This window comes from Pseudomonas sp. FW305-7 (assembly GCF_058786735.1).
On record NZ_JBYSZA010000015.1, the window covers coordinates 36,919 to 60,248 of the forward strand.

At 60.2% G+C, this 23,330-nt stretch carries 21 protein-coding genes; 8 read left to right on the forward strand and 13 right to left on the reverse strand.

What is annotated here, in order from left to right; translation table 11 throughout:
- Positions 1-173: 173 nt before the first annotated feature.
- Positions 174-1,373 carry a formaldehyde dehydrogenase, glutathione-independent gene (gene fdhA / locus AC3WMT_RS18230; RefSeq protein WP_042561444.1) on the forward strand — a complete coding sequence of 400 codons (1,200 nt, stop codon included), beginning with the start codon at positions 174-176 and terminating at the stop codon, positions 1,371-1,373.
- Positions 1,374-1,434: 61 nt separating this feature from the next.
- Here fdhA and AC3WMT_RS18235 read toward each other — a convergent pair whose 3' ends face one another.
- The 3 genes from AC3WMT_RS18235 to AC3WMT_RS18245 form a co-directional block, all read right to left on the reverse strand.
- Positions 1,435-1,746, reverse strand: coding sequence for a hypothetical protein (locus tag AC3WMT_RS18235; protein ID WP_103304465.1), 312 nt, complete (start codon positions 1,744-1,746; stop codon positions 1,435-1,437).
- Positions 1,747-1,969: 223 nt separating this feature from the next.
- A complete protein-coding gene (locus AC3WMT_RS18240) occupies positions 1,970-2,644 on the reverse strand; it encodes an anti-sigma factor (protein WP_103304464.1) in 675 nt (224 codons plus the stop codon).
- Positions 2,641-3,276, reverse strand: a complete 636-nt coding sequence (locus AC3WMT_RS18245; RefSeq protein ID WP_103304463.1) for a sigma-70 family RNA polymerase sigma factor — start codon at positions 3,274-3,276, stop codon at positions 2,641-2,643. Before AC3WMT_RS18245 ends, AC3WMT_RS18240 begins: the two co-directional genes overlap by 4 nt.
- A 148-nt stretch (positions 3,277-3,424) precedes the next feature.
- Between AC3WMT_RS18245 and AC3WMT_RS18250 the strand changes: the two genes are divergently transcribed.
- The gene (locus tag AC3WMT_RS18250) at positions 3,425-3,982 is read left to right on the forward strand and encodes a DUF2780 domain-containing protein (RefSeq protein WP_103304462.1); all 558 of its coding nucleotides are present in this window, start codon (positions 3,425-3,427) and stop codon (positions 3,980-3,982) included.
- 1 nt (position 3,983) lies between these two features.
- Here AC3WMT_RS18250 and yihG read toward each other — a convergent pair whose 3' ends face one another.
- On the reverse strand, positions 3,984-4,871 hold the full coding sequence (gene yihG, locus AC3WMT_RS18255) for a 1-acylglycerol-3-phosphate O-acyltransferase, YihG family (RefSeq protein ID WP_103304461.1): 888 nt from the start codon (positions 4,869-4,871) through the stop codon (positions 3,984-3,986).
- A 307-nt stretch (positions 4,872-5,178) separates the two neighbouring features.
- Between yihG and rloA2 the strand changes: the two genes are divergently transcribed.
- From rloA2 to creD, 4 genes are all read left to right on the forward strand, one after another.
- Complete coding sequence (rloA2, locus tag AC3WMT_RS18260; RefSeq protein ID WP_053124525.1) at positions 5,179-5,682, forward strand: retropepsin-like aspartic peptidase RloA2; 504 nt, start codon at positions 5,179-5,181, stop codon at positions 5,680-5,682.
- A 74-nt stretch (positions 5,683-5,756) separates the two neighbouring features.
- Positions 5,757-6,437, forward strand: coding sequence for a two-component system response regulator CreB (gene creB / locus AC3WMT_RS18265; protein ID WP_103304460.1), 681 nt, complete (start codon positions 5,757-5,759; stop codon positions 6,435-6,437).
- Positions 6,437-7,855 carry a two-component system sensor histidine kinase CreC gene (gene creC, locus AC3WMT_RS18270; protein ID WP_103304459.1) on the forward strand — a complete coding sequence of 473 codons (1,419 nt, stop codon included), beginning with the start codon at positions 6,437-6,439 and terminating at the stop codon, positions 7,853-7,855. The genes creB and creC overlap by 1 nt, the downstream gene beginning before the upstream one ends.
- Positions 7,856-8,054: 199 nt before the next feature.
- Entirely contained in the window at positions 8,055-9,425 is a 1,371-nt protein-coding gene (gene creD, locus AC3WMT_RS18275; RefSeq protein ID WP_103304458.1) for a cell envelope integrity protein CreD, read from the forward strand.
- A gap of 199 nt (positions 9,426-9,624) precedes the next feature.
- On the opposite strand, the gene AC3WMT_RS18280 is transcribed toward creD, so the two are convergent.
- The 8 genes from AC3WMT_RS18280 to AC3WMT_RS18315 all read right to left on the reverse strand — a co-directional run bounded on the left by AC3WMT_RS18280 (position 9,625) and on the right by AC3WMT_RS18315 (position 19,016).
- Entirely contained in the window at positions 9,625-10,254 is a 630-nt protein-coding gene (locus tag AC3WMT_RS18280; RefSeq protein WP_103304456.1) for a glutathione S-transferase, read from the reverse strand.
- 206 nt (positions 10,255-10,460) lie between these two features.
- The gene (locus AC3WMT_RS18285) at positions 10,461-10,640 is read right to left on the reverse strand and encodes a hypothetical protein (protein WP_103304455.1); all 180 of its coding nucleotides are present in this window, start codon (positions 10,638-10,640) and stop codon (positions 10,461-10,463) included.
- The gene (locus AC3WMT_RS18290) at positions 10,637-11,767 is read right to left on the reverse strand and encodes a PepSY-associated TM helix domain-containing protein (RefSeq protein WP_103304498.1); all 1,131 of its coding nucleotides are present in this window, start codon (positions 11,765-11,767) and stop codon (positions 10,637-10,639) included. Before AC3WMT_RS18290 ends, AC3WMT_RS18285 begins: the two co-directional genes overlap by 4 nt.
- Before the next feature lie 74 nt (positions 11,768-11,841).
- A complete protein-coding gene (locus AC3WMT_RS18295; protein ID WP_103304454.1) occupies positions 11,842-14,280 on the reverse strand; it encodes a TonB-dependent siderophore receptor in 2,439 nt (812 codons plus the stop codon).
- A 266-nt stretch (positions 14,281-14,546) separates the two neighbouring features.
- Positions 14,547-15,521, reverse strand: coding sequence for a FecR domain-containing protein (locus AC3WMT_RS18300; protein WP_103304453.1), 975 nt, complete (start codon positions 15,519-15,521; stop codon positions 14,547-14,549).
- Positions 15,518-15,994 (reverse strand): RNA polymerase sigma factor, encoded by a 477-nt coding sequence (locus tag AC3WMT_RS18305; protein WP_249412166.1) that lies wholly within the window; start codon positions 15,992-15,994, stop codon positions 15,518-15,520. Before AC3WMT_RS18305 ends, AC3WMT_RS18300 begins: the two co-directional genes overlap by 4 nt.
- A 383-nt stretch (positions 15,995-16,377) precedes the next feature.
- The gene (locus AC3WMT_RS18310) at positions 16,378-17,085 is read right to left on the reverse strand and encodes a 3'-5' exonuclease (RefSeq protein WP_103304451.1); all 708 of its coding nucleotides are present in this window, start codon (positions 17,083-17,085) and stop codon (positions 16,378-16,380) included.
- Positions 17,082-19,016, reverse strand: coding sequence for a putative nucleotidyltransferase substrate binding domain-containing protein (locus AC3WMT_RS18315; protein ID WP_305888152.1), 1,935 nt, complete (start codon positions 19,014-19,016; stop codon positions 17,082-17,084). Before AC3WMT_RS18315 ends, AC3WMT_RS18310 begins: the two co-directional genes overlap by 4 nt.
- Positions 19,017-19,274: 258 nt before the next feature.
- On the opposite strand from AC3WMT_RS18315, the gene AC3WMT_RS18320 reads away from it, so the two are divergent.
- Complete coding sequence (locus AC3WMT_RS18320; RefSeq protein WP_103304449.1) at positions 19,275-19,721, forward strand: response regulator; 447 nt, start codon at positions 19,275-19,277, stop codon at positions 19,719-19,721.
- 231 nt (positions 19,722-19,952) lie between these two features.
- Here AC3WMT_RS18320 and AC3WMT_RS18325 read toward each other — a convergent pair whose 3' ends face one another.
- A complete protein-coding gene (locus AC3WMT_RS18325; RefSeq protein ID WP_103304447.1) occupies positions 19,953-22,130 on the reverse strand; it encodes a malate synthase G in 2,178 nt (725 codons plus the stop codon).
- 647 nt (positions 22,131-22,777) lie between these two features.
- Between AC3WMT_RS18325 and AC3WMT_RS18330 the strand changes: the two genes are divergently transcribed.
- A complete protein-coding gene (locus AC3WMT_RS18330; RefSeq protein WP_103304446.1) occupies positions 22,778-23,296 on the forward strand; it encodes a glycine cleavage system transcriptional repressor in 519 nt (172 codons plus the stop codon).
- Positions 23,297-23,330 lie beyond the last annotated feature (34 nt).

The window sequence follows — 23,330 nt, forward strand, 5'->3', positions numbered from 1 at the left end:
ACAGGGATTTGTGTCGTATACAAAATCTGAATCCAACCCGAATCCTGTGGGAGCTGGCTTGCCAGCGATGAGGCCATAACAGGCAACACAACAATCAGCATCTATACCCGAGCACTCAACGCGCTGCCTGCCTGGGCAACGCGGTTCCATAAAAACAACAGCGAGGTGAAAGCATGTCTGGCAATCGTGGTGTGGTGTATCTCGGCGCTGGCAAGGTCGAAGTACAGAAAATCGACTATCCGAAAATGCAGGACCCGCGCGGTCGCAAGATCGAGCACGGGGTCATTCTCAAAGTGGTTTCCACCAATATCTGCGGCTCCGACCAACACATGGTGCGCGGCCGCACCACCGCTCAGACCGGTCTGGTGCTGGGCCACGAAATCACCGGCGAGGTGATCGAAAAAGGCTCCGACGTCGAAAACCTGAAAATCGGCGACCTGGTTTCCGTACCGTTCAACGTCGCGTGCGGGCGCTGCCGTTCCTGCAAAGAGCAACACACCGGCGTCTGCCTGACCGTCAACCCGGCCCGTGCCGGTGGTGCTTACGGTTACGTCGACATGGGCGACTGGACCGGCGGCCAGGCCGAATACGTGCTGGTGCCGTACGCCGACTTCAACCTGCTGAAACTGCCGGACCGCGACAAGGCCATGGAGAAAATCCGCGACCTGACCTGCCTCTCCGACATTCTTCCGACCGGTTATCACGGCGCCGTCACTGCCGGTGTTGGCCCGGGCAGTACTGTTTACATTGCCGGTGCCGGCCCGGTGGGTCTGGCGGCTGCCGCCTCCGCACGCCTGCTCGGTGCCGCCGTGGTGATCGTCGGCGACGTCAACACCATCCGTCTGGCCCACGCCAAGGCGCAGGGCTTCGAAATCGTCGACCTGTCGAAAGACACGCCGCTGCATGAACAAATCGCCGCCCTGCTGGGTGAGCCGGAAGTCGATTGCGCGGTGGACTGCGTAGGCTTCGAAGCCCGTGGCCACGGCCATGACGGAGTGAAGTCCGAAGCCCCGGCCACCGTACTCAACTCGCTGATGGGCGTGGTGCGCGTGGCGGGCAAGATCGGTATCCCGGGCCTGTACGTCACTGAAGATCCAGGTGCTGTGGACGCCGCCGCGAAAATGGGCAGCCTGAGCATCCGCTTCGGCCTGGGCTGGGCCAAATCCCACAGCTTCCACACCGGGCAAACCCCGGTGATGAAGTACAACCGCCAACTAATGCAGGCGATCATGTGGGATCGCATCAACATTGCTGAAGTGGTGGGTGTGCAGGTGATCAGCCTCGATCAGGCGCCGGAAGGTTACGGCGAGTTCGATGCAGGCGTGCCGAAGAAGTTTGTGATTGATCCGCATAAGTTGTTCAGTGCGGCGTAAGTTATTACCAATAAAAAAGGCAACCTGTCGGGTTGCCTTTTTTATTGCTGAATCAAACGGGTTATTTAAATGCGCATTTGCTGGCGTCACCGTCAGTGGTTGCACAATCATCCCCTTTCCAATTGCTTCCAGTGCCTGTGACCGGTGTGCCGTTCCGGTAACCAGCCGAGGCGCCGAGGTCGTCCTTGCCTTCATATCGGCAAATGACAACTGAATTGGGAGTGCCTTTGTCTTTCAGGCGTGCAGAGGTGAAAGTGAGATCTTCGGCATCCTGAGAGTGGGTCACTGAGAGAGTCGGGCAAGTAGCGGCATAGGCAGTGCTCATCATTGCCAGACTTAGCAAAACGCCGGTGGTCATTTTCAGCTTCATCATTTGTACTCCGTTACATAAAGGGAGCAGAAATGGTCGCTTTGATAATGCTTGCCGCCAACTGTCAGATCTGACAGTTATCTAGTTTGATTTGGAATAAAGGTGCCAGGTGGTCTGCCATAAATGGCTTAAACAGATTGCAGCTCTTTCGCCAACTCCTACACCGATCTATGCAGGAACTGCCGAAGGCTCGGATCGCGATTGGACGATCTTTTAATCTTGGCAATCAGAGAGCTGCCAAAGCACCCTGATAAAGCACCGCTCCAGTCGGTAGTCCGGTCGGCGAACCACCCTTCGGCTCCAGACTCACCGCCAGTGCAATCGGCTTGTCGATCAAGACTTTCTGCGCCTCACTCAACTCAACCTTGCCTTTACCCCCCGCTGGAATCACCCCCAGCGAAATCGGCTTGCCATCCGCCGGAATCGCCCACAGTTCCAGGCTGCGATCGGCATCAACCGCCGCCAATGTCAGCGGCTCGACCTGCAGATAATCTGCATGCGCCTCGACCTTCAGCGCCGGTTGCGCATTGGCGCTCAGCAGGGTGGCGCGGTAGCGGGCGTCGTCCCGGTCGTACAGCGAACCGAGGAAAACCAGCACAACGATTGAGGCGGCGGCAGCCGTGAGTCTCAGCCAATTCCAGAACGGACGTTTTTCCGGCACATGCAGCACTTGCGGCTCGATGCGCGCGGTAATGCCGTGCCACACGCGGTCGGGCACCGGTTGTTCCGGCAAGGATTCGGTGAGGCTCGCCAACGTTTCTTGCCATTGCGCCACTTCCGCCCGCAACGCAGCGTCATCCAGCAACATTTGCTCAAAGCGTCGACGCGCAGCCGTGGACATCAAGCCGATGGCGTAGTCGGCGGCGAGGGCACGGCGCAGGGCAGGGGTCTGGTAGTTCATGATTCAAGGCACCGACGCAGTCGCTCCATGCCCCGGCGGATCCACGATTTGACTGTGCCCAGCGGCGTGGCCAGATGCTCGGCCAGTTCGGTGCAGGACAACCCGTGAAAATACGCCACGCTGATCGACTGGCGCTGCATGCTGTCGAGGCTTTCCAGGCAGCGGTTCAGGGCGTGAGCCTCGCGGGCGCTGCTCAATTGCTCATGCGCCGAAGGGCTCTCATCCGCCAACGCGTCCTGCTCAAGAACGCTCAGCGGCCGGTCGCGGTGTTTGCGTAACTGATCGATCGCCTGATTGCGAGTGATGTTGATCATCCACGTCAGCGGTGCCGACAGATGCGCTTCGTAGCGCGAGGCGTTGTTCCAGATGCGCACAAAGCTTTCCTGCAAGACCTCTTCGGCCAGATCCGCACGCCCCATAAAGCGCAGGGCCACACCGTGCAGGCGCGGGCCGACGCTGCGGTACAGCGTTTCGAAGGCGCGACGATCACCCAGTGAACACTGGGCCAACAGCTGTCGCAACTGATCGGTGTCGGCGATGGAAATGACGTCTCTCCAGGCAAAAGGCAGGCGACGAGGACTGATCTCGGTTTGCTCACAGGCTAGTTCAGCGATAGCGCTTGTGCCATTCATCGCGGCCATTCCGGGGTTTCACGATTTATATACGTGGCTATGCTGAAAATGGATGCGCAGGTTTGGAACATGCCGGCGGAAACCCGGTCAAATCGGCAGTTTCGCCGCCCGTCGAAGGGTGGTTTTTGCAGCGCAAGAGGATGTCTGAATGAAGATTTCACGCGGTATTGCAATGGCTTCGCTGATGACCCTTGCGGCCAGCCCGGTGTTCGCCGGTTTCAGCCTGGACGATGTGACCAAAGCGGCTGCGAGCATGCAGGGTGGCAACTCGGCCACCGCCGCCGCGCCGACCTCGGAAACCGCCGGTTTGCTGCAAGCCGTCACCGGTCTGGGTGTTACCCCTCAGCAAGCGGTCGGCGGCACCAGCGCCATGCTTGGCCTGGCCAAGAACCAATTGAGCAGCACCGATTATTCGCAATTGGCCAAAGAAGTGCCGGGCATCGACAAGCTGTCGGGCGGTAGCGGCAACATGGCGGCGTTGAGCGGCTTGCTGGGTTCGTCGGGCAAATCCGCCGGGCTGGAAAACGCCCTGGGCAACGTCAAGAACACCAATGACCTGAACAATGCGTTCGGCGCATTGGGCATGGACAGCGGCATGGTCGGCCAGTTTGCCCCGGTGCTGCTCAAGTATCTGGGTGATCAAGGCGTCGGCGGCCCGCTGCTGCAAAGCCTGGGCAGCATCTGGGGCGCCGGCACCGGTAGCTGATTCAGTTGCGCTCGCCGCGTAGTTCGGCGATGCGCAGATCTTTCTCGGTCCAGAGCTGGTTGACCCAGCTCTGGACCTTCTCGCGAAACAGCGGATCGTTCTCGTAATCGCCCTGCCACAGCGCCGGGTCGAGTTCGCGGGTCTGGATGTCGATGATCACCCGCGGCACGTTGCCGCTGATCAAGTCCCAGAACCCCGGAATGTTCTCCTGTGGATAAACCACGGTGACGTCGAGAATCGCATCCAGCTGTTCACCCAGCGCCGCCAGGACAAACGCCACGCCGCCGGCCTTGGGTTTGAGCAAATGCTTGAACGGTGATTGCTGCTGTGCGCTTTTCGTAGCGGTGTAGCGGGTGCCTTCCAGATAATTCACCACGGTCACCGGCTGCCGCTTGAACAACTCGCAGGCTTGTCTGGTGATTTCCAGATCCTTGCCCGCCAGCTCCGGGTGCCTGGCCAGAAACGCCTTGGTGTAGCGCTTCATGAACGGGTAATCCAGCGCCCACCACGCCAGCCCAAGGAACGGCACCCAGATCAGCTCTTTCTTGAGGAAGAACTTGAAGAACGGCGTGCGCCGGTTGAGTGTCTGGATCAGCGCCGGAATATCGACCCACGACTGATGATTGCTGACCACCAGATAGGACGTGTCGCCACGCAGGTCTGCGCCGCCGCGAATGTCCCATTGAGTGGGAATGCACAGGCGAAAAATCAGCTTGTCGATTTCGGCCCAGGTCTCGGCGATCCACATCACCGCCCACGACGCGTAATCGCGCCAGCGCCCGGGCGCCACCAGTTTGAGCAGGGCAAACACCAGCAACGGCCCGATCAGGATCAGGGTGTTGAGCAACAGCAGCAGGGTGACGAAACAGCCGGTGAGCAGGCGGCGCATAAGCAACTCTATGAAGTCGGATGAGCGCGCCATGATAAGTGGCTTCGGGCGACAGGCCAAATCGGGGGTGACGAATGTTTCACTTTTGGCTGGGTATGCTTGGGTCAGATATTTCGCTGAATGTGCTGGCCTCATCGCTGGCAAGCCAGCTCCCACAGGTTTATCGGGTGTCCGCAAGAATTACATTCGTTGAAGATCCTTGTGGGAGCTGGCTTGCCAGCGATGCGGGCTCAGCGGCGAACGAATTGCTTGCTGGCTGTCTAAAATCCCACGTCTGCCGCCCTCATTTTCCAAGGAAGCCCCTTACGTGAAATCCCTCCTTGCACTGTTTGCCCTCGTCGCCCTCCCGGTCATGGCCGCCGAGCCGACCCTGTACGGGCGCTACGAATACATCGCGCTGCCGGAAATCGGCGGTGAAGTGCTCAAGGCCAAGATGGACACCGGTGCGCTGACAGCGTCGCTGTCGGCCAAGGACATCGAAACCTTCACCCGTGATGGCGAAGACTGGGTGCGTTTCCGTCTCGGCACCAAGGACGCCAGCAACAAGGTCTACGAGCACAAGGTCGCGCGAATCAGCAAGATCAAGAGCCGTTCGGATGAAGAAGACGAAGGCGAAAGCACCGAAGTCGCGAAACGGCCAGTGGTCGATCTGGAGCTGTGCCTGGGCGACGTCAAGCGTACCGTGGAGGTCAATCTGACCGACCGCAGCAACTTCAACTATCCGCTGCTGATCGGTGCCAAGGCCTTGCGTGAATTTGGCGCGGCGGTGAACCCGGCGCGGCGCTTCACCGCCGACAAACCGGACTGCTAGCGCCAAGTGGTCTCATTGACGTAAAGGCACGCTTGGGGCACCGTTCGCGCACTTAACCCACGGGCTCGGACGCCATGCCTCATATCCTGATTGTCGAAGACGAAGCGGCGATTGCCGACACGCTGATTTTTGCCTTGCAGGGCGAGGGGTTCACCACCACTTGGGTGAGCCTCGGTGAGGCAGCGCTGGCGCACCAGCGCCAGACGCCGGCCGATCTGATCATTCTCGACATCGGCCTGCCGGACATCAGTGGTTTCGAAACCTGCAAGCAGCTACGCCGATTCAGCGAAGTGCCGGTGCTGTTCCTCAGCGCCCGCAACGCCGAGATCGACCGTGTTGTGGGGCTGGAGATCGGCGCCGACGACTACGTGGTCAAGCCGTTCAGCCCTCGAGAAGTCGCGGCACGGGTCCGGGCGATCCTCAAGCGCATGGCGCCGCGCCCGCCAATCGAGGCCTCCTCGGCGCTGTTTCGCATTGATCCCGAGCGCGTGCAGATTGCCTATCGCGGCCAGACCCTGAGCCTGACCCGCCACGAATTCCGCCTGTTGCAATGTCTGCTCGACCAACCCGAACGGGTGTTCAGCCGCGAGCAATTGCTCGATGCGCTGGGTGTCGCCGCCGATGCCGGTTACGAGCGCAGCATCGACAGCCACATTAAAAGCGTGCGGGCCAAACTGCGACTGGTGCGCGCCGACGCCGAGCCGATCCAGACCCATCGCGGCCTCGGTTACAGCTACAGCCCGGGGCACAGCTGATGTCGTTGGGGCTGAGGATTTTTCTGGTGTATGTGCTGTTTGTCGGCCTGACCGGCTATTTCGTGCTCAACACAGTGATGGAAGAAATCCGCCCCGGCGTGCGCCAGTCCACCGAAGAAACCCTGGTCGATACCGCCAACCTGATGGCGGAAATTCTCCGTGACGACTTCAAGGCCGGCACCCTCAGCGAGAACCGCTGGCCCGAGTTACTGCGCGCCTATGGCGAGCGCCAGCCGCAAGCGACGATCTGGGGCTTGCCGAAAAATCAGGTCAACCATCGCATCTACGTCACCGACGCCAAAGGCATCGTGGTGCTCGATTCCAGCGGCGTGGCGGTCGGTCAGGATTACTCGCGCTGGAACGATGTCTATCTGACCCTGCGCGGCGAATACGGTGCGCGTTCCAGTCGCAGCGACCCGGATGACCCGGCCTCGTCGGTGATGCACGTCGGCGCCCCGATCCGCGATAACGGCCAGATCATCGGAGTGGTCACCGTGGCCAAACCCAACAGCTCGTTGCAGCCCTATGTCGATCGCACCGAACGGCGTTTGCTGTTCTACGGTGCGGGCCTGATCGGCCTCGGCCTGTTGTTCGGCGCCTTGCTGTCGTGGTGGCTGAGCCGCGCGCTGCACCGTTTGACGAGGTATGCCGAGGCTGTCAGCGAAGGTCGGCGCGTTGAAGTGCCGCACTATCGCGGCGGTGAGCTGGAGCAACTGGCTACGGCGGTCGAGCAGATGCGCACGCAACTGGAGGGCAAGGCTTACGTCGAGCGCTACGTGCACACCCTGACCCACGAACTGAAAAGTCCGCTGGCGGCGATTCGCGGCGCGGCGGAGTTGCTGCAAGGTGACATGCCTGCGATTCAGCGACTGCGGTTTGTCGGCAACATCGACAGCGAAAGTGCGCGGATGCAGCAGTTGATCGAGCGCTTGCTGAATCTGGCGCAGGTCGAACAGCGGCATGGCCTGGAGGAACGGGTGGCGGTGCCGCTGGCGGTGTTGGTCGATGAGTTGTTGCAGGCGCAGGCGGCGCGGATTGAAGGCAAACAGTTGTGGATAGAACAGACGATTGCGGCGGATGTGTTGCTGATCGGCGAACCGTTTTTGCTGCGTCAGGCGTTGGGCAATCTGCTGGAAAACGCGCTGGATTTCACCCCGCCGCAGGGGTTGTTGCGCTTCAGCGCCGAGCGCGTCGGCGAGCAGATCGAGTTTCGCTTGTTCAATGAAACTGCGCCGATTCCGGATTACGCCTTGCCGCGTTTGACTGAGCGCTTCTACTCATTGCCGCGCCCGGACAGTGGGCGCAAAAGCACGGGATTGGGGCTTAACTTCGTTGAAGAGGTGGTCAAGTTGCATGGTGGGTCGATGAGCATTCGCAATGTTGAAAACGGCGTTGAAGTGGCCCTGCGCTTGCCTTGAAACCGTGTCACGGCCATCGCGGGCAAGCCCGCTCCCACAGGATTTTCTGTCGTAAGCCACGATTGTGTACACCTGAATCATTGTGGGAGCGGGCTTGCCCGCGATGGGGCCCGAACTGTCTCCACACAATCTCCACATTCCCCCATAAAACCCTCAAACAGCCGAATCAGACTCTGCCCATCGAAACAGGGAGAGTCCCATGAACAAGAATCTGACCATTAAGCTCGGGGCCATTGCCCTGTTGATCCTGCTGTTACTCATACCGTTAATGATGATCGACGGCGTAATCGACGATCGCCAGCAATTGCGCGACGGCGTGCTGCAGGACATCGCTCGCAGTGCCAGTTACAACCAGCAAGTGAGCGGGCCGGTGATGGTGGTGCCGTATCGCAAGGTGATTCACAACTGGAAGATCAACGACAAAACCAACAAGCGCTACGACGATCCCCGGGAGGAACGCGGGCGTTTGTACTTTCTGCCGGAGCGCTTCGAACTCGATGGCCAAGTGCAGACCGAGTTGCGCGCCCGGGGTATTTACGAAGCGCGGTTGTTCCACGCCGATAACCGCATCAACGGTCAGTTCTCGCTGCCGGCCCAGTTGGGCATCAAGGAAGACTTCGCCGACTACCAGTTCGACGCGCCGTTTCTCGCGGTCGGCATCAGCGACATTCGCGGCATCGAAAACGCTTTGAAAATGGAACTCGACGGCCAGCGCCTGGACTTTGTCCCGGGCACCCAGGTCGGCTGGCTCGGCGAAGGTGTACGCGTCACGTTGCCGCTGCTCGACACCAGTAAAGCCACCGAATTGGCGTTCGGTTTTGATCTGCGCCTGCAAGGCACCGGTTCACTGCAGGTGCTGCCGGTGGGCAAGAGCAGTAGCGTGAGCCTCACCGCCAACTGGCCGCACCCGAGCTTCATCGGCAACTTCCTGCCCGCCAAACGTGAAATCAACGATGCCGGTTTCAGCGCCGACTGGCAGACCACGTTCTTCTCCACCAATTTGCAGGACGCCATGAGCCGTTGCGTGAGCAACAATGACTGCGAGACGTTCAACAGCCGCAGCTTTGGCGTGAGCTTCATCGATCCGGTGGATCAGTATCTGAAGAGTGACCGGGCGATCAAATATGCGCTGCTGTTCATCGTCCTGACATTCGCCGGTTTCTTCTTGTTCGAAGTGCTCAAGAGCCTTGCGGTGCACCCCGTGCAGTACGCGCTGGTCGGCGTGGCGCTGGCGTTCTTTTACCTGTTGCTGCTGTCGCTGTCAGAGCACATCGGGTTTGCCTTGGCGTATCTGTTGTCGGCCAGTGGCTGCGTGTTGTTGATCGGCTTTTACGTTTGCCACGTGCTGCGCAGCGTGCGCCACGGTTTGAGTTTTTCGGCGGGATTGGCGGCGTTGTATGGCCTGCTCTATGGATTATTGAGTGCCGAGGATTACGCGCTGTTGATGGGCTCGCTGTTGTTGTTCGGCTTGCTCGGTGTGTTCATGGTGCTGACGCGCAAACTCGACTGGTACGGGATCGGGCAGAAGCCGGCCAAGCCGTTGGAGTTTGATATTGGGGCGGTGCAATGAGCGGGCTGCGTGAGGATCAGCGAGAGGCCGAGGTGTTGGTGACGTTGATCTTTGCGTCACTGCCGCCGGAACCGAGGTGGTGCAATCGCCGGCAAGCCAGCTCCCACACTGGATTGATGTCTTACGCGTATTTGCGATCCGACAAGGATCCTGTGGGAGCTGGCTTGCCAGCGATGAGGCCGGAACAGGCGCCGCCGATTTAAACCTTGGGCATGGTCGCGATCATGGACGGTCGCTGGCTGACTTCAAAGTACCAGTTGGCCAATTGTGGATTGGCGGTCCGCCAGTCCATTTCAGGGAAGCGCAGGTCAAGGTAGCCCAGTGCACAGGCGACGCTGATCGCGGCGACATCGAAGTGACTGGTCAGCTCGGCGATCGCGTCCGTTTCCAGCAGTGCGAGCGCACGGCGGATCTTCTCGCGCTGGGCGTCGAGCCATTCGTCCCAGTGCTTTTCCGGAGCACGCAGCGCCTGTTCGTAACGCACCATCACCGAAGCGTCCATGATCCCGTCGGCCATCGAGGCCAGGGTCAGGCGCCGCCAGCGGGCCGAGCCGTCGCGGGGGATCAGCGGGTTGCCGACGTGTTGGTGGTCGAGGTAATCGAGGATCACGCGGCTGTCATGGATGACGTTGCCATCGGCCAGGCGCAGGGCCGGGATCTTGCCCAGCGGGTTGTCAGCGTTAAGGGTCGGATCGGGGCTGACCGGGCTGAGCACGCAGTCTTGCAACGCGACGCGATCCTGCTGACCGGTCTCGTGCAGCAACACCATCACTTTGCGAACGAACGGGGACAGCGAGTTGTGGAACAGGGTCATGCTGGGGGCGGACATTGGCAAACCTCGTGGGCATCGAAGAGCAGGAGGTTAGCCTAGCTACAACCACTGTGGCTGGCGAGGAATTGATGGTGTTCGTGAGATCGCCATCGCTGGCAAGCCAGCTCCCACAGTTTTTGCAGCGAACACAAATTTCAGATTCAGCATCAACCCCTGTGGGAGCTGGCTTGCCAGCGATGAGGCCATTACCGACAACAAAGAAACTACCTGCGCTGCAACAATCCCCTGATCGCCAGAAATGCCGGAACACCCAGCCCGATCCAACTCAACGCATCCCAGATCCCATCCCCCAGCAACGCCGCAAACAACCCCGCCGCACTGAGCAGAGCGATCACCAACGGTGTGCTGAACACTTTCCAGAAATTCGACTGACGCGGCTTCATGCAGACGCCTCCGCCGTTTCCAGCGCAGGCTTGGCCGCTTTGCGCCGCACCACCCACAGGTACACGCCACTGCCGAGGACGATGATGGTCAGCACATCCAGCGTCGCCCAGAGAATCTTCATCGGCATGCCGCCGTAGTCGCCGAAGTGCAGCGGCTGCGACATGCCCATGGCGTCCATGTACCACGGGCGTTCGGCCACGGCGGTGACTTGCAGGGTAGTGGCGTCGATCAGCACCGGCGTCAGCAGATGCGAGGTCAGGTGCGTGCCGCCCTTCATGAACACCGAGTAGTGGTGTTCGCTGGAGAACCGTGTGCCGGGAAAGGCAATGAAGTCTGGTTTCATCCCCGGCGCGACTTCGCCGGCGATGTCGAGCAAACGCGTGGCCGGTGCCAGTTGCGTCAGCGGCGGCGCATCGCGGTAGGGCGCAATCAATGTGTTCAGCGCATCGTTGCGCCAGGCGGCGATCAGCAGGTCGGCGCAGGCACTGATCACCCCGGTCACGCCGACCACCAACGCCCAGGTCAGGGTGACGACGCCGATCAGGTTGTGCAGGTCCAGCCAGCGCAGGCGTGTGGATTTGCCCTGACGCACGGTGGCGAAGTTCAGGCGGCGCATGAACGGCAGGTACAGCACCGTCCCCGAGACAATCGCCACGACAAACAGCAGTCCCATGAACGCCAGCAGCAATTTGCCCGGCAATCCGGCGAACATGTCGACATGCAAGCGCAGGATAAACAGCATCAGGCCACCGTTGGCCGCAGGGGTTTCCAGCGCTTCACCGGTGCGTGCATCGAGCATGAAGGTGTGCGAAGAGTTCGGCTCGGTGCCGGCGGTTTTCGCCATGATCGTCAGGACGGCATTCGGCTCATCGTCGTCGAAGCCGAAGTACTGCACGACTTCATCCGGGCGATGTTTTTCCGCGGCCTCAACCAGTTGCGCCAGATTCAGACGCGGCGTGTCCGCCGGCATCTCGCGCACTTCAGGAGCATCGCCGAGCAAGTGCTCGATTTCGTGGTGAAAGATCAGCGGCAGACCGGTCAGTGCCAGCATCAGCAAAAACACGGTGCAAACCAGGCTGGTCCAGGTGTGGACGAACGACCAGCGGCGAATTGTTTTACTTTTCATTTCATGACCTTCAAAAACACCGAAGCCGTCCACGGGGGACGGCCTGGTAACAGGGCCTGTTTCAGCTCAGTCGTTTACCACTTGTAAGTAGCGCTGGCGACCACACTGCGCTGGTCGCCGTAGTAGCAGTAGTAACCGTCGCAGGTGGAGATGTAGTCCTTGTCGAACAGGTTGGTGGCGTTGAGTGCCAGCGACGCGCCTTTGAGGCTGTTGTCCAGACGGCCGAGGTCGTAATGCACAGCCGCGTCGAACACGGTGTAGGCGTCGGCCTTGCCCAACCTGGTGTTGGCCTTGTCGCCGTAGGTGTTGCCGGTGTAGCGCACGCCGCCGCCGATGCCGAAACCGTCGAGCACGCCGCTGTGCCAGGTGTAGTCGGTCCACAGCGAGGCTTGCTGGTTCGGCATCAGTTGCAGGCGATTGCCCTTGTCGACACCTTTCTGCACTTCGGACTTGGCCAGGGTGTAGGCGGCGATGACTTTCAGGTTATCGGTGACATCCGAAACCGCTTCCAGCTCCAGGCCTTTGACTTTCACTTCGCCGGTCTGGCTGGTGATGGTCACGTTGTTGACGATGTTGTTGACCGCGACGTTCTTCTGGGTCAGGTCATACACCGCTGCACTGAGCAGGGTTTTGCTGCCCGGTGGCTGGTACTTGATGCCCAGTTCCCATTGTTTGCCTTCGGTCGGCTTGAACGACTCAGTGACGCTGGCATCGGCGCCGCTGGTTGGCTGGAAGGATTCGGCATACGACAGGTATGGCACGAAGCCCGAGTCGAACACATAGCTGATCGCTGCGTTACCGCTGAACGCCTTGTCACGCTGGGTGTTGGTGGCGTCGCCCTTGTTGAGGAATTTGGTGCTGGTGTGCACCCAGTCTTCACGACCGCCCAGGGTCAGACGCCACTGGTCCAGCGCCATCTGGTCCTGCACGTAGAGGCCGGTCTGGTTGGTTTTCTGGTTGTAGTCGTAGAACGCCGAGGAACGTGGCGGACGCGTAATCGGCTGGCCGTAGATCGGGTTGTTGACGTTGATGTCCGGCGCGCTGCCGAAGATCGAGGTGTAGTTGTCGTTGCTGCGCTGATGGTCGAGACCCAGCAGCAAGGTATGACGGATGTCGCCCGTAGCGAAGTCAGCCTGGAAGTTGTTGTCCACGGCGATCTGGCTGATGTCCTCATCGACATTGGTGGTGCCGCGACCGACATTGCCCTGATCGTCAACGGTGAAGCCGGGAATGGTCGTGTTGTAGCTGTTGACGGTCACGGTCTGGAACGACAGATCGGACTTGGTGTAACGCAGATTCTGTTTGAACTGCCAGACATCATTCAGGCGATGTTCAAAGGCATAACCGAGCGCGTAGTAGGTGCGGTCGTAGAAGTCGTAGTCAGGATCGCCCAGGTTCTTGTGGTGGGAAATCTTGCCGAACGGCATGTCGATCTTGGTGCCCTGGATCGGATAGAACTGACTGGTGACCCCGGTATCGTCGCGGGTGAACTGCGAGAGCAAGGTCAACTTGGTGTCGTCGTCGATGTTCCAGGTCAGGCTCGGTGCAATGTTGTAGCGCTTGTTTTCGATGTGGTCGATCTGCGTGTCGCTGTCGCGCACCACGCCGCTGATGCCATACAGAAATTGCCCGGCGTCATCGATCTTGCCGGTGCTGGCGAAGTTGATCTGGCGGTGGTTGTCGCTGCCGTACTGCAACTGGATTTCGCTGCTGGCTTCGGCGCTTGGACGACGGCTGACCATGTCCAGCAGACCGCCTGGCGGGGTCTGGCCGTAAACCGACGAAGCCGGGCCGCGTAGCAGGGCGAGGCGATCGAGGTTCCAGGTTTCCGGTTTCGGGTTGGCGTAGATGCCTCTTGGCAGCGGCAGGCCGTCGAGGAACTGAGTCGGTTCGAAACCACGCACGCGCAGCCAGTCGATACGGGTGTCGCTGCCGTAGCTGCTGGCGGTGATGCCGGGCATGTAGCGCACGGCGTCATCGAGGCTGTGCACGCTGCGGTCGTCCATCTGCTGGCGCGTGGCCACGGAGATCGAACGCGGCGCTTCGACCAGCGCGGTGTCGGTCTTGCTACCGGCGGCGGTGCGGGTGGCGGTGTAGCCTTCGACCGGGCTCCAAGCGGTTTCCAGATTTTCCACACCGATGACCGATGTTTCCGGTAGCGCCATCACGCCTTCCGGCACGGCGACCAGGGTGTAAGTCCCCGTGCTGGCCTGTTCCAGTTGCAGACCGGTGCCTTGCAGAGCCGCGCGCAGAGCGCCGGCCGCATCGTACTGACCGTTGACCGGTGCCGAGGTCTTGCCAGCCGCCAGCGAAGGATTCAGCGACAGGGCGAGGCCGCCCTGGCTGGCGATCTGGTTGAGGGTGGTGGCCAAGGGCGCCGCCGGCAGGTTGTAGGCGCGAACGCTGGACGCTTGTTCAACGGCGAGCAACGGGCTGCTGATCAGCGGAGTGCTGAAAGCGATGGCGACGGCCAGCAGACTGGGGCGCAACAAGGTGTCTAGCGAACGGGACATACGGCGGCTCCTGAATGGAAATATTTCTCAATTGCCTGTGTGCCGGATGAAAACCAAAAAGTGATAGGGCTGGATGGAAATAATTTCGATTAACTTGCAGTGGTGCTGCTGATAGACATGGCGAGCCTGGTTTTGTGGAGCTGCTGGCGGCCTCATCGCTGGCAAGCCAGCTCCCACAGGGGAGTGCTGTAAACATCAACTTTGTGGGCAGCACTGAAACCTGTGGGAGCTGGCTTGCCAGCGATGGCGACCGCTCAGCCACCCGATCATTCAGGCTTGGAATCAGCCTTGGCCACCGTCACCCAATACGGTGTGTGCTGCTCGATCTGCACTGGCAGGGTTGGCAGCAGGGCGCTCAAGGCTTTGTCGGTGTCATGCAGCGGGAAGCTGCCGGTGATGCGCAAGTCAGCCACTTCCGGCGCAACGCCCAGATGCCCACGACGATAACGACCCAGCTCATGCACCAGATCGCTCAGTCGTGCGTTATCCACCACCAGCATGCCGCGCGTCCAGGCATCGGCGCCGGGCGTGAGGGCGACAATCGCGCCCAGCCCATCACCGCGCAGCAATACTTGCTGGCCTTCGCGCAAAATCTGTTCTTCGGGATTCGCTTGCGTGTGTGCCGCCACCGCTGATTGCAGCACGCTCAGACGCGTACCTTGGTCCTCGCGTTTGACCAGGAACCGCGTGCCCAATGCACGCATGCTGCCTTCGCGGGTTTCGACGATAAATGGCCGTGCATCGCCATGGCCGGTTTCGACGAGGATTTCGCCTTCCTGCAAGACGATCAGGCGCTGCTTCTCATCGAAGCGCACATCCACGGCGCTGTGAGTATTGAGGTTGAGCACGGTGCCGTCGGCCAGGCGTACGGTGCGTTGTTCGCCGGTAGCGGTGCGCTGATCGGCCAGCCAATAGTCCAGCGGCAAGTAATGCTCGGCGGCGAACACCCCCAGACCGATCACCACGACAACACTGGCCAGACTGCTGCCCAGTTTGCGCACGCGCCGGCGGATGCCTTCGCGCGATTGCAGTAGTGCACTGCGGGCCGGGCCCTTGGCCACGCTGAAGCGTTGGTCGAGCATGCCCAATTGACGCCATGCGCGGGCGTGTTCTTCATTTGCCGCGTGCCATTTGGCGAATTCCTCGCGCTCCAGCGGGCTGCTCGAATCGAGCGTCAACTGCCAGGCAATCGCCGCATCCAGTACATGCGCCGGCACCGGTCTGGAACTGGCAGGGCTCACGTCGGCTCACCGTACAGCGCGATGTAGCACTGACGAATCCCCTGAGCCAGATACTGGCGCACGCGCGGCACTGAAACGCCAAGTTTCTCGGCGATCTCGGCATGGCTGAGGCCATCGAGGCGGTTATAAAGGAAGGCGGCGCGGGCCTTGGTCGACAGTTTGCCGAGCAGACGGTCGATGGCTTTGAGGTCCTCAAGGATCATTTGCTGTTCTTCCACCGACGGTTGTTCGCCCTCGGGGATCAGCATCAACTCAGTGAGGTAAGCCTGCTCCAGCGCGGCGCGGCGGAAGTAGTCAAACAACAGACCCTTGGCAATCGCCACGAGAAAGGCTCGGGGCTCGCGCGGTGTCAGCAGTTCATCGCGCCCGAGCAGGCGCACGAAGGTGTCCTGGCTCAGGTCTTCGGCCCGCTGCGGACAGGCCACGTTGCGCCGTAGCCACGCCAGCAGCCAACCGCGATGGTCGCGATACATCGCACCGACGAGCTGACTGTGAGGGCTTGGGACTGACGACACCGGACATCACCGATTGGGAAATATTAACTAACGCGAATTGTTCGCGATTCTGGCAGAGGTGGGAATGGTTAGCAATTGGCCACTGGTCAGGTGGAGTGTCAGGGGCGCGCCCTCACCCTAGCCCTCCCGAAACGTCGGACCGCCCAGGGGGAGAGGGGACCGAGTGGGGGATATTTAAGAGATACAGCGACTTGAGCGATCTTCAGTGAATCCACAATCCATTCGAATTTATGCTTCACCCATCCATAATCGCCGCAGTCTTTCAGGTCGATGTTTAGCGCAAGACACCTCGGTCGGCCCCCTCTCCCTCGGGGAGAGGGCTGGGGTGAGGGGCTTTTGATTTAGAACGAATGGGTTTGTTGTCGGCGCTTCCATTGGCTCAAGCGCTGCTGCAAATTCAGCGGACTATGAATCTGCTGCCCCCGCGCCCGACTGAACAGAATCAACGCCAATTCCGCCGTGGCCAGCGCATCGGCACTGGCGTTATGCCGTTCGAAAACTTCCAGGCGAAACCAGTCGATCCACTCATCCAGCCCGGCCTCGCGAATATTCGCCTGCGGGCACACCAGCGGCGCAATATCCGCGACATCCAGAAACACCTGCTGCAACTTGTGCCCCAGATGCTCCTTCAGCGCGCGCCCGAGCATGTGCTGATCGAACGGCGCATGAAACGCCAGCACCGGGCTGTCGCCGATAAACTCCATGAGGTCCACTAACGCTTCGGCCGGGTCGCTGCCGGCGGCAAGTTCATTCGGCCCCAGGCCATGGATCAACACACTGGGGCTGAGCTTCAGTTCACGACATTGCAAGGTCCGTTCGAACTGCTGACTGAAATCGATCGCAGCGTCCTCGATCACCACGGCGCCGATCGACAACACGCGATCCTTGTTCAGGTTCAGCCCGGTGGTTTCTAGATCCAGCACCACCCAGCGCTGTTCGCGCAGGCTGCAATCGCTCAACGCGCTGATCGCCGGCAACCGCGCCAGGCGGTGTTGCAGCTCGGCCGGCACCACCGGGCTGGCCGTACGCAGCCACGAGAACAAGCTCATAGCTGATACCGCAAGGTCAGGCTGCTTTGCAGGCGTTGAGCCTGACGCAGGGATTCGCGCAGGATGCGTCGGTCGAGGTGGTTGAGGCTGTCGGGATCGACACGGTTGGAGTAGGGCAGATTCTCCCGGGTCTGCAGCTGATGTTGCTGCATGCGCGTTTGCTGAATGAAGTGGTAAGCCTCCTCATACGCGGCGCCGTCGAGTGGTTCAATGACCTCTTTATCGACCAGTTGGCGAAAGCGTTCGAGGGTGTTGTTGGCGTCGATGCCGTTGGCCAGCGCCAGCAGGCGTGCGCCATCGACGAATGGGGTCAGGCCCTGGACTTTAAGATCCAGCGTAGCTTTCTCGCCGTTCTTGCGCGCCAGTACAAACTCGCGGAAACGCCCGACCGGCGGGCGATTGCGCAGGGCGTTGTCGGCCATCATGCGCTGGAACAGACGGTTGTCGCCGACCTGCTCGAGTATCCCCCGACGCAGTTGTGCGCAACCGCTTTCATCGCCCCAGACCACCCGCAGATCAAAATAGATGCTCGAGCCCAACAGATTCTCCGGAGTCGCCTCGCGGATAAACGCCGCAAAACGCCGCGCCCATTCCGCGCGCGACAAACACAGCTCGGGGTTGCCGGCCATGATGTTGCCCTTGCACAGAGTAAAGCCGCATTGCGCCAGGCTCTGGTTGATCTGCTGCGCGATCGGCAGCAGCTTGCCGCGAATTTCCGCCGCGTGCGCCGCATCGCGAGCGTCGAACAGAATGCCGTTGTCCTGATCGGTGTGCAGCGTTTGCTCGCGCCGGCCTTCACTGCCGAAACACAGCCAACTGAACGGCACACCGGGGTCGCCTTTTTCGGCGAGGGTCAGTTCGATCACCCGGCACACGGTGTGGTCGTTGAGCAGGGTGATGATGTGGGTGATCTGGGTTGAAGAGGCGCCGTGGGCGAGCATGCGCTCGACCAGTTGGCCGATCTCACCACGCAACGTCACCAGTTGTTCGACGCGCTGGGCACTGCGGATGGTCCGGGCCAGGTGCACCAGATCGACGCGTTGCAGGGAAAACAGATCACGCTCGGACACCACGCCGCACAGGCGCTGATCCTTGACCAGGCAGACGTGAGCGATGTGCCGCTCGGTCATGGCAATCGCCGCGTCGAATGCACTGTGATCCGGCGACAGATAAAACGGCGCGCGGGTCATGTGATGTTCGATGGCTTCGCTGAGATCGCCGACGCCTTCAGCCACTACGTGGCGCAGGTCGCGCAAAGTGAAAATCCCCAGTGGCGCCTTGTGTTCATCCACCGCGACGATGCTGCCGACCTGTTGCTCATGCATCAACTTCACCGCGTCACGCAATGGCGTTTCAGGGCTGCACGTCACTGGATGGCGCATGGCCAATTCGCCGAGTCGGGTGTTCAGCGAATACTGGGTGCCGAGGGTTTCCACGGCTTTCTGCTGGACTTGCTGGTTGACCTGATCAAGCAGGCTGCTGACCCCGCGCAAGGCAAAGTCGCGAAAGGCGTTGGACAGCGCGAACAGTTTGATGAATGCCGGTTTGTTCAGTTGCAGGCAGAAGGTGTCTTCGCCGGCCAGATGCTCGGTGCGCGTCGCCCGCTCGCCGAGCAGCGCGGCGAGGGGAAAGCATTCGCCGGTGGTGATTTCAAAAGTGGTTTCGGTGCCGGGCTTGGTGATGTGCTGACGTTCACCCACCACGCGGCCCTGTTTGACGATGTAGAAGTGTTCGACCGGGCCATCGGTGGGTTTGATGATGCTCTCGCCCTGAGCGTAAAAGCGCAGTTGGCATTGCTCCACCAGATACGCAAGGTGGGCGTGTTCCATCTGATTGAAGGGCGGGAAGCGCTGAAGGAATTGCAGGGTGCCCTGAATGTTCTGCAACACCGCGGTTTTCCCTGCCTGGGTGAAGGCGTCCGCTTTACTCATAACCATTACCGCAGTCTTTTTCGAATTGTTGTTGTCGGATCGTTGCAGCCATGGTCGGCCCCTGCGCGCGGGGTGCCCATTGGACGTAAGTCTAGGTTTGCCATGCCGTTGGGCACATTTGGGAAGTGCCCTACAAAATCAGTCGGGAATTCAACCGTCCGGCTATTGGAAAAAAATCCGACGAAGTGCACATTGAAGCTCTGCATGGCGATGTCTGACGACTGTGCAGGTGATTGATTTGGAAACATAGAGAACGCCATGTCCGACCACGATATTTTGAGCGACGCCGAGCGGGAAGCGCTCAGCGCTGTGATGCTCGAACCCGACCTGCCGCCGCAGCGTGTGCTGATCGTCGATGACGACAAGGACGCTCGGGAGCTGCTCGCGGAGATATTGGCGTTGGACGGTATTCGCTGCATGACCGCCGCCAGCGGCGAAACGGCGCTGAAGATGCTCGAGGAAAAACCTTCGATCGGGCTGGTGATCACTGATTTGCGCATGGGCAATGTCGATGGCCTTGAGCTGATTCGACAGGTGCGCGAATCGGTGCGGGCGGCGCTGCCGATCATCATTGTGTCCGGCGATGCCGATGTGAAAGACGCGATTGCGGCGATGCATTTGAGCGTGGTGGATTTTCTGCTCAAGCCGATTGATACGGGCAAGTTGCTCGGGTTGGTCAAACATGAGTTGGGCATAGAGCCATAGCGCCTGATTTGCCGATCGTTCCCACGCTCTGCGTGGGAATGCCTCAATGGACGCTCTGCGTCCGCTGTTGGGACGCGGAGCGTCCCGGGCTGCATTCCCACGCGGAGCGTGGGAACGATCAACAATCACCTGTAGGAGCTGCCGAAGGCTGCGATCTTTTGATTCTGCTTTCACAAAAAAAAGCCCTGATCCAAAGATCAGGGCTTTTTCATATCCAGCGTCTACGTAGAATTACAGGCCGTTGGCAGCCTTAAACTCGCGACGACGACGGTGCAGCACCGGCTCGGTGTAACCGTTCGGCTGCTTGGTCCCTTCGATCACCAGTTCGACTGCCGCCTGGAAGGCGATGTTGCTGTCGAAGTTCGGCGCCAGCGGACGGTACAGCGGGTCGTTGGCGTTCTGACGGTCCACTACCGGCGCCATGCGCTTGAGGCTTTCCATCACTTGCGCTTCGGTGACCACACCGTGGCGCAGCCAGTTGGCGATGTGCTGGCTGGAGATACGCAGCGTGGCACGGTCTTCCATCAGGCCGACGTCATTGATGTCCGGTACTTTCGAGCAGCCAACGCCCTGGTCGATCCAGCGCACCACATAGCCAAGAATGCCCTGGGAATTGTTGTCCAGTTCGTTCTTGATCTGCTCTGGCGTCCAGTTCGGGTTGACCGCCAGCGGGATGGTCAGAATGTCGTCAACCGAAGCGCGGGCACGTTTGGCCAGCTCGGCCTGACGGGCGAACACGTCGACCTTGTGGTAGTGCAGCGCGTGCAGCGCAGCAGCCGTCGGCGATGGCACCCAGGCGGTGTTGGCACCGGCCAGTGGGTGGGCGATTTTCTGTTCGAGCATCGCTGCCATCAGGTCGGGCATCGCCCACATGCCTTTACCGATTTGCGCGCGACCTTGCAGGCCGGTGCTCAGACCGATATCGACGTTCCAGTTCTCGTAGGCGCCGATCCACTTCTCGGCCTTCATGTCGGCCTTGCGCACCATCGGGCCGGCTTCCATGGAGGTGTGAATTTCGTCGCCGGTGCGGTCGAGGAAACCGGTGTTGATGAACACCACGCGCTCGCTGGCCGCCTTGATGCAGGCCTTGAGGTTGACCGTGGTGCGGCGCTCCTCGTCCATGATCCCGACTTTCAGCGTATTGCGTTTCAGGCCCAGCACATCTTCGATGCGGCCGAACAGCTCGTTGGTGAACGCCGCTTCTTCCGGGCCGTGCATCTTCGGTTTAACGATGTAGACGGAACCGGTGCGGGTGTTCTTGCGCGAGGTGTTGCCGTTGAGGTTGTGCATTGCCGCGAGGCAAGTCACCAGACCGTCGAGGATACCTTCCGGTACTTCGTTGCCGTCTTTGTCGAGGATCGCGTCGATGGTCATCAGATGACCAACGTTGCGCACGAACAACAGCGAGCGGCCATGCAGGGTCACTTCGCCGCCATTGGGCGTGGTGTAGCTGCGATCCGGGTTCATGGTGCGGGTGAACGTCTGGCCACCCTTGGACACGGATTCCGCCAGGTCGCCCTTCATCAGGCCGAGCCAGTTGCGGTAGATCACCACTTTGTCGTCGGCATCGACGGCAGCCACGGAGTCTTCGCAGTCCATGATGGTAGTCAGGGCCGCTTCCATCAGGACGTCTTTGACGCCGGCGGCGTCGGTCTGGCCGACCGGGGTGCTGGCGTCGATCTGGATTTCGAAATGCAGACCGTTGTGCTTCAGCAGGATGGCGATCGGGGCATTGGCATCGCCCTGGAAACCGATCAATTGAGCGTCGTCACGCAGGCCGGTGTTGCTGCCGCCCTTGAGGGTGACCAGCAGTTTGCCGTCAGCGATTTTGTAGGCGGTCGAGTCGACGTGGGAGCCGGCGGCCAATGGCGCGGCCTCGTCGAGGAAGGCCCGGGCGAAGGCGATGACTTTGTCGCCACGCACCTTGTTGTAGCCTTTGTCTTTTTCCGCGCCACCGTCTTCGCTGATCGCGTCGGTGCCGTAGAGGGCGTCGTACAGCGAACCCCAGCGGGCGTTCGAGGCATTGAGAGCGAAGCGGGCGTTCATCACCGGCACAACGAGTTGCGGGCCGGCGGTACGGGCGATTTCATCATCGACGTTTTGCGTCGTTGCCTGGAAATCAGCCGCTTCTGGCAGCAGATAACCGATTTCTCGCAGGAAGGTTTTGTAGGCCGCGGCGTCATGGGCCTGGCCGACGCGTTCCTGATGCCAGGCATCAATGCGCGCCTGGAAGTCATCGCGTTTGGCGAGTAGGGCTTTGTTCTTCGGTGCCAGGTCGTGAATGACCTTGTCGGCACCTTCCCAGAATTTTTCGGCGGTGAGGCCGGTACCGGGAATGGCTTCGTTGTTCACGAAGTCGAACAGGACTTTGGCGACCTGCAGGCCACCGACTTGAACGTGTTCAGTCATTGCTTGCCTCACTCTGCTCAGCTATTTCGCTTTTCAGCTCTTCAATTTGACAATGAAGCCTCTGGCCATTTAAACCACAAACCTTCCGACCAGTACATGCCATTGCTGGCGGCTGGGCTGGGACCAATCAACGGCTTGGGGCCTTGCTGACGGGGCTTTCAGGGTTGCGAACATGCCTTGGGCAGACATCGATCCAGCGTTATGTAGTGCGTGCCGAGGCATACTACATGATGAGTTGCGCTTGTGAAAATCAGACTAATAACGTCGTTCTGCGACCTCATGTCGCATTGCGGTCACATCGCGGAACGGGATGTTCTCAAAAAACCATTGGATTGTTCCAGCTAAATATCAAAAGTTGTACACATAAATACTGTCTGCCTGCTATGGCGCAGTTCAGCTGTACAGAATTCTGTGGCGAGGGGATTTATCCCCGATCGGTTGCGCAGCAGCCGTAAACCCTGTCAGCCCGGATTACCGGTCAGCGCGCAGGGGGCGGCTTCGCCACCCATCGGGGATAAATCCCCTCGCCACAGGTTGCTTGCAAAACCCAGCCCACGTCATCCGCACAAAATGCCGCCCGGGCTGAATCAAACCCCTTGCCTATACTTGCCTTTCTATAACAAAAGTCATGACAAGAGGGCTGCGCCATGGACCATCTCGTACTCACCGTTTTCGCCCCGGACAAGCCCGGGCAGGTCGAGCGCATCGCCCAATGCATCGCCGAGCATGGCGGTAACTGGCTGGAAAGCCGGATGTCGCGGATGGCCGGGCAGTTCGCCGGGATTTTGCGGGTGGGCGTACCGGCAGAGGCTTACGACGAATTAGTCGATGCCTTACAAGCGCTGTCGGCTCATGGCATTCGCGTGCTGATCGCCGAAAGCGGCATCGAACAATCCTGCACCTGGAAACCGATTGCGATGGAACTGGTGGGCAATGATCGTCCAGGGATTGTGCGCGATATCACTCGTCTGCTGAGCGAACAGGGCGTGAACCTCGAACGGCTGGTGACCGAAGTGCGGCCGGCACCGATGAGTAGCGAACCGTTGTTCCACGCAGAAGCTGTTCTCGCCGTGCCGCTGACCTTGTCCCTCGACGTCTTGCAGTCGCGCCTGGAAACCCTGGCCGACGATCTGATGGTCGAACTGGTGTTACGCACAGACGTTTAAGGTCCACTCGGGTTATCCAGTTTTAACGTGCACC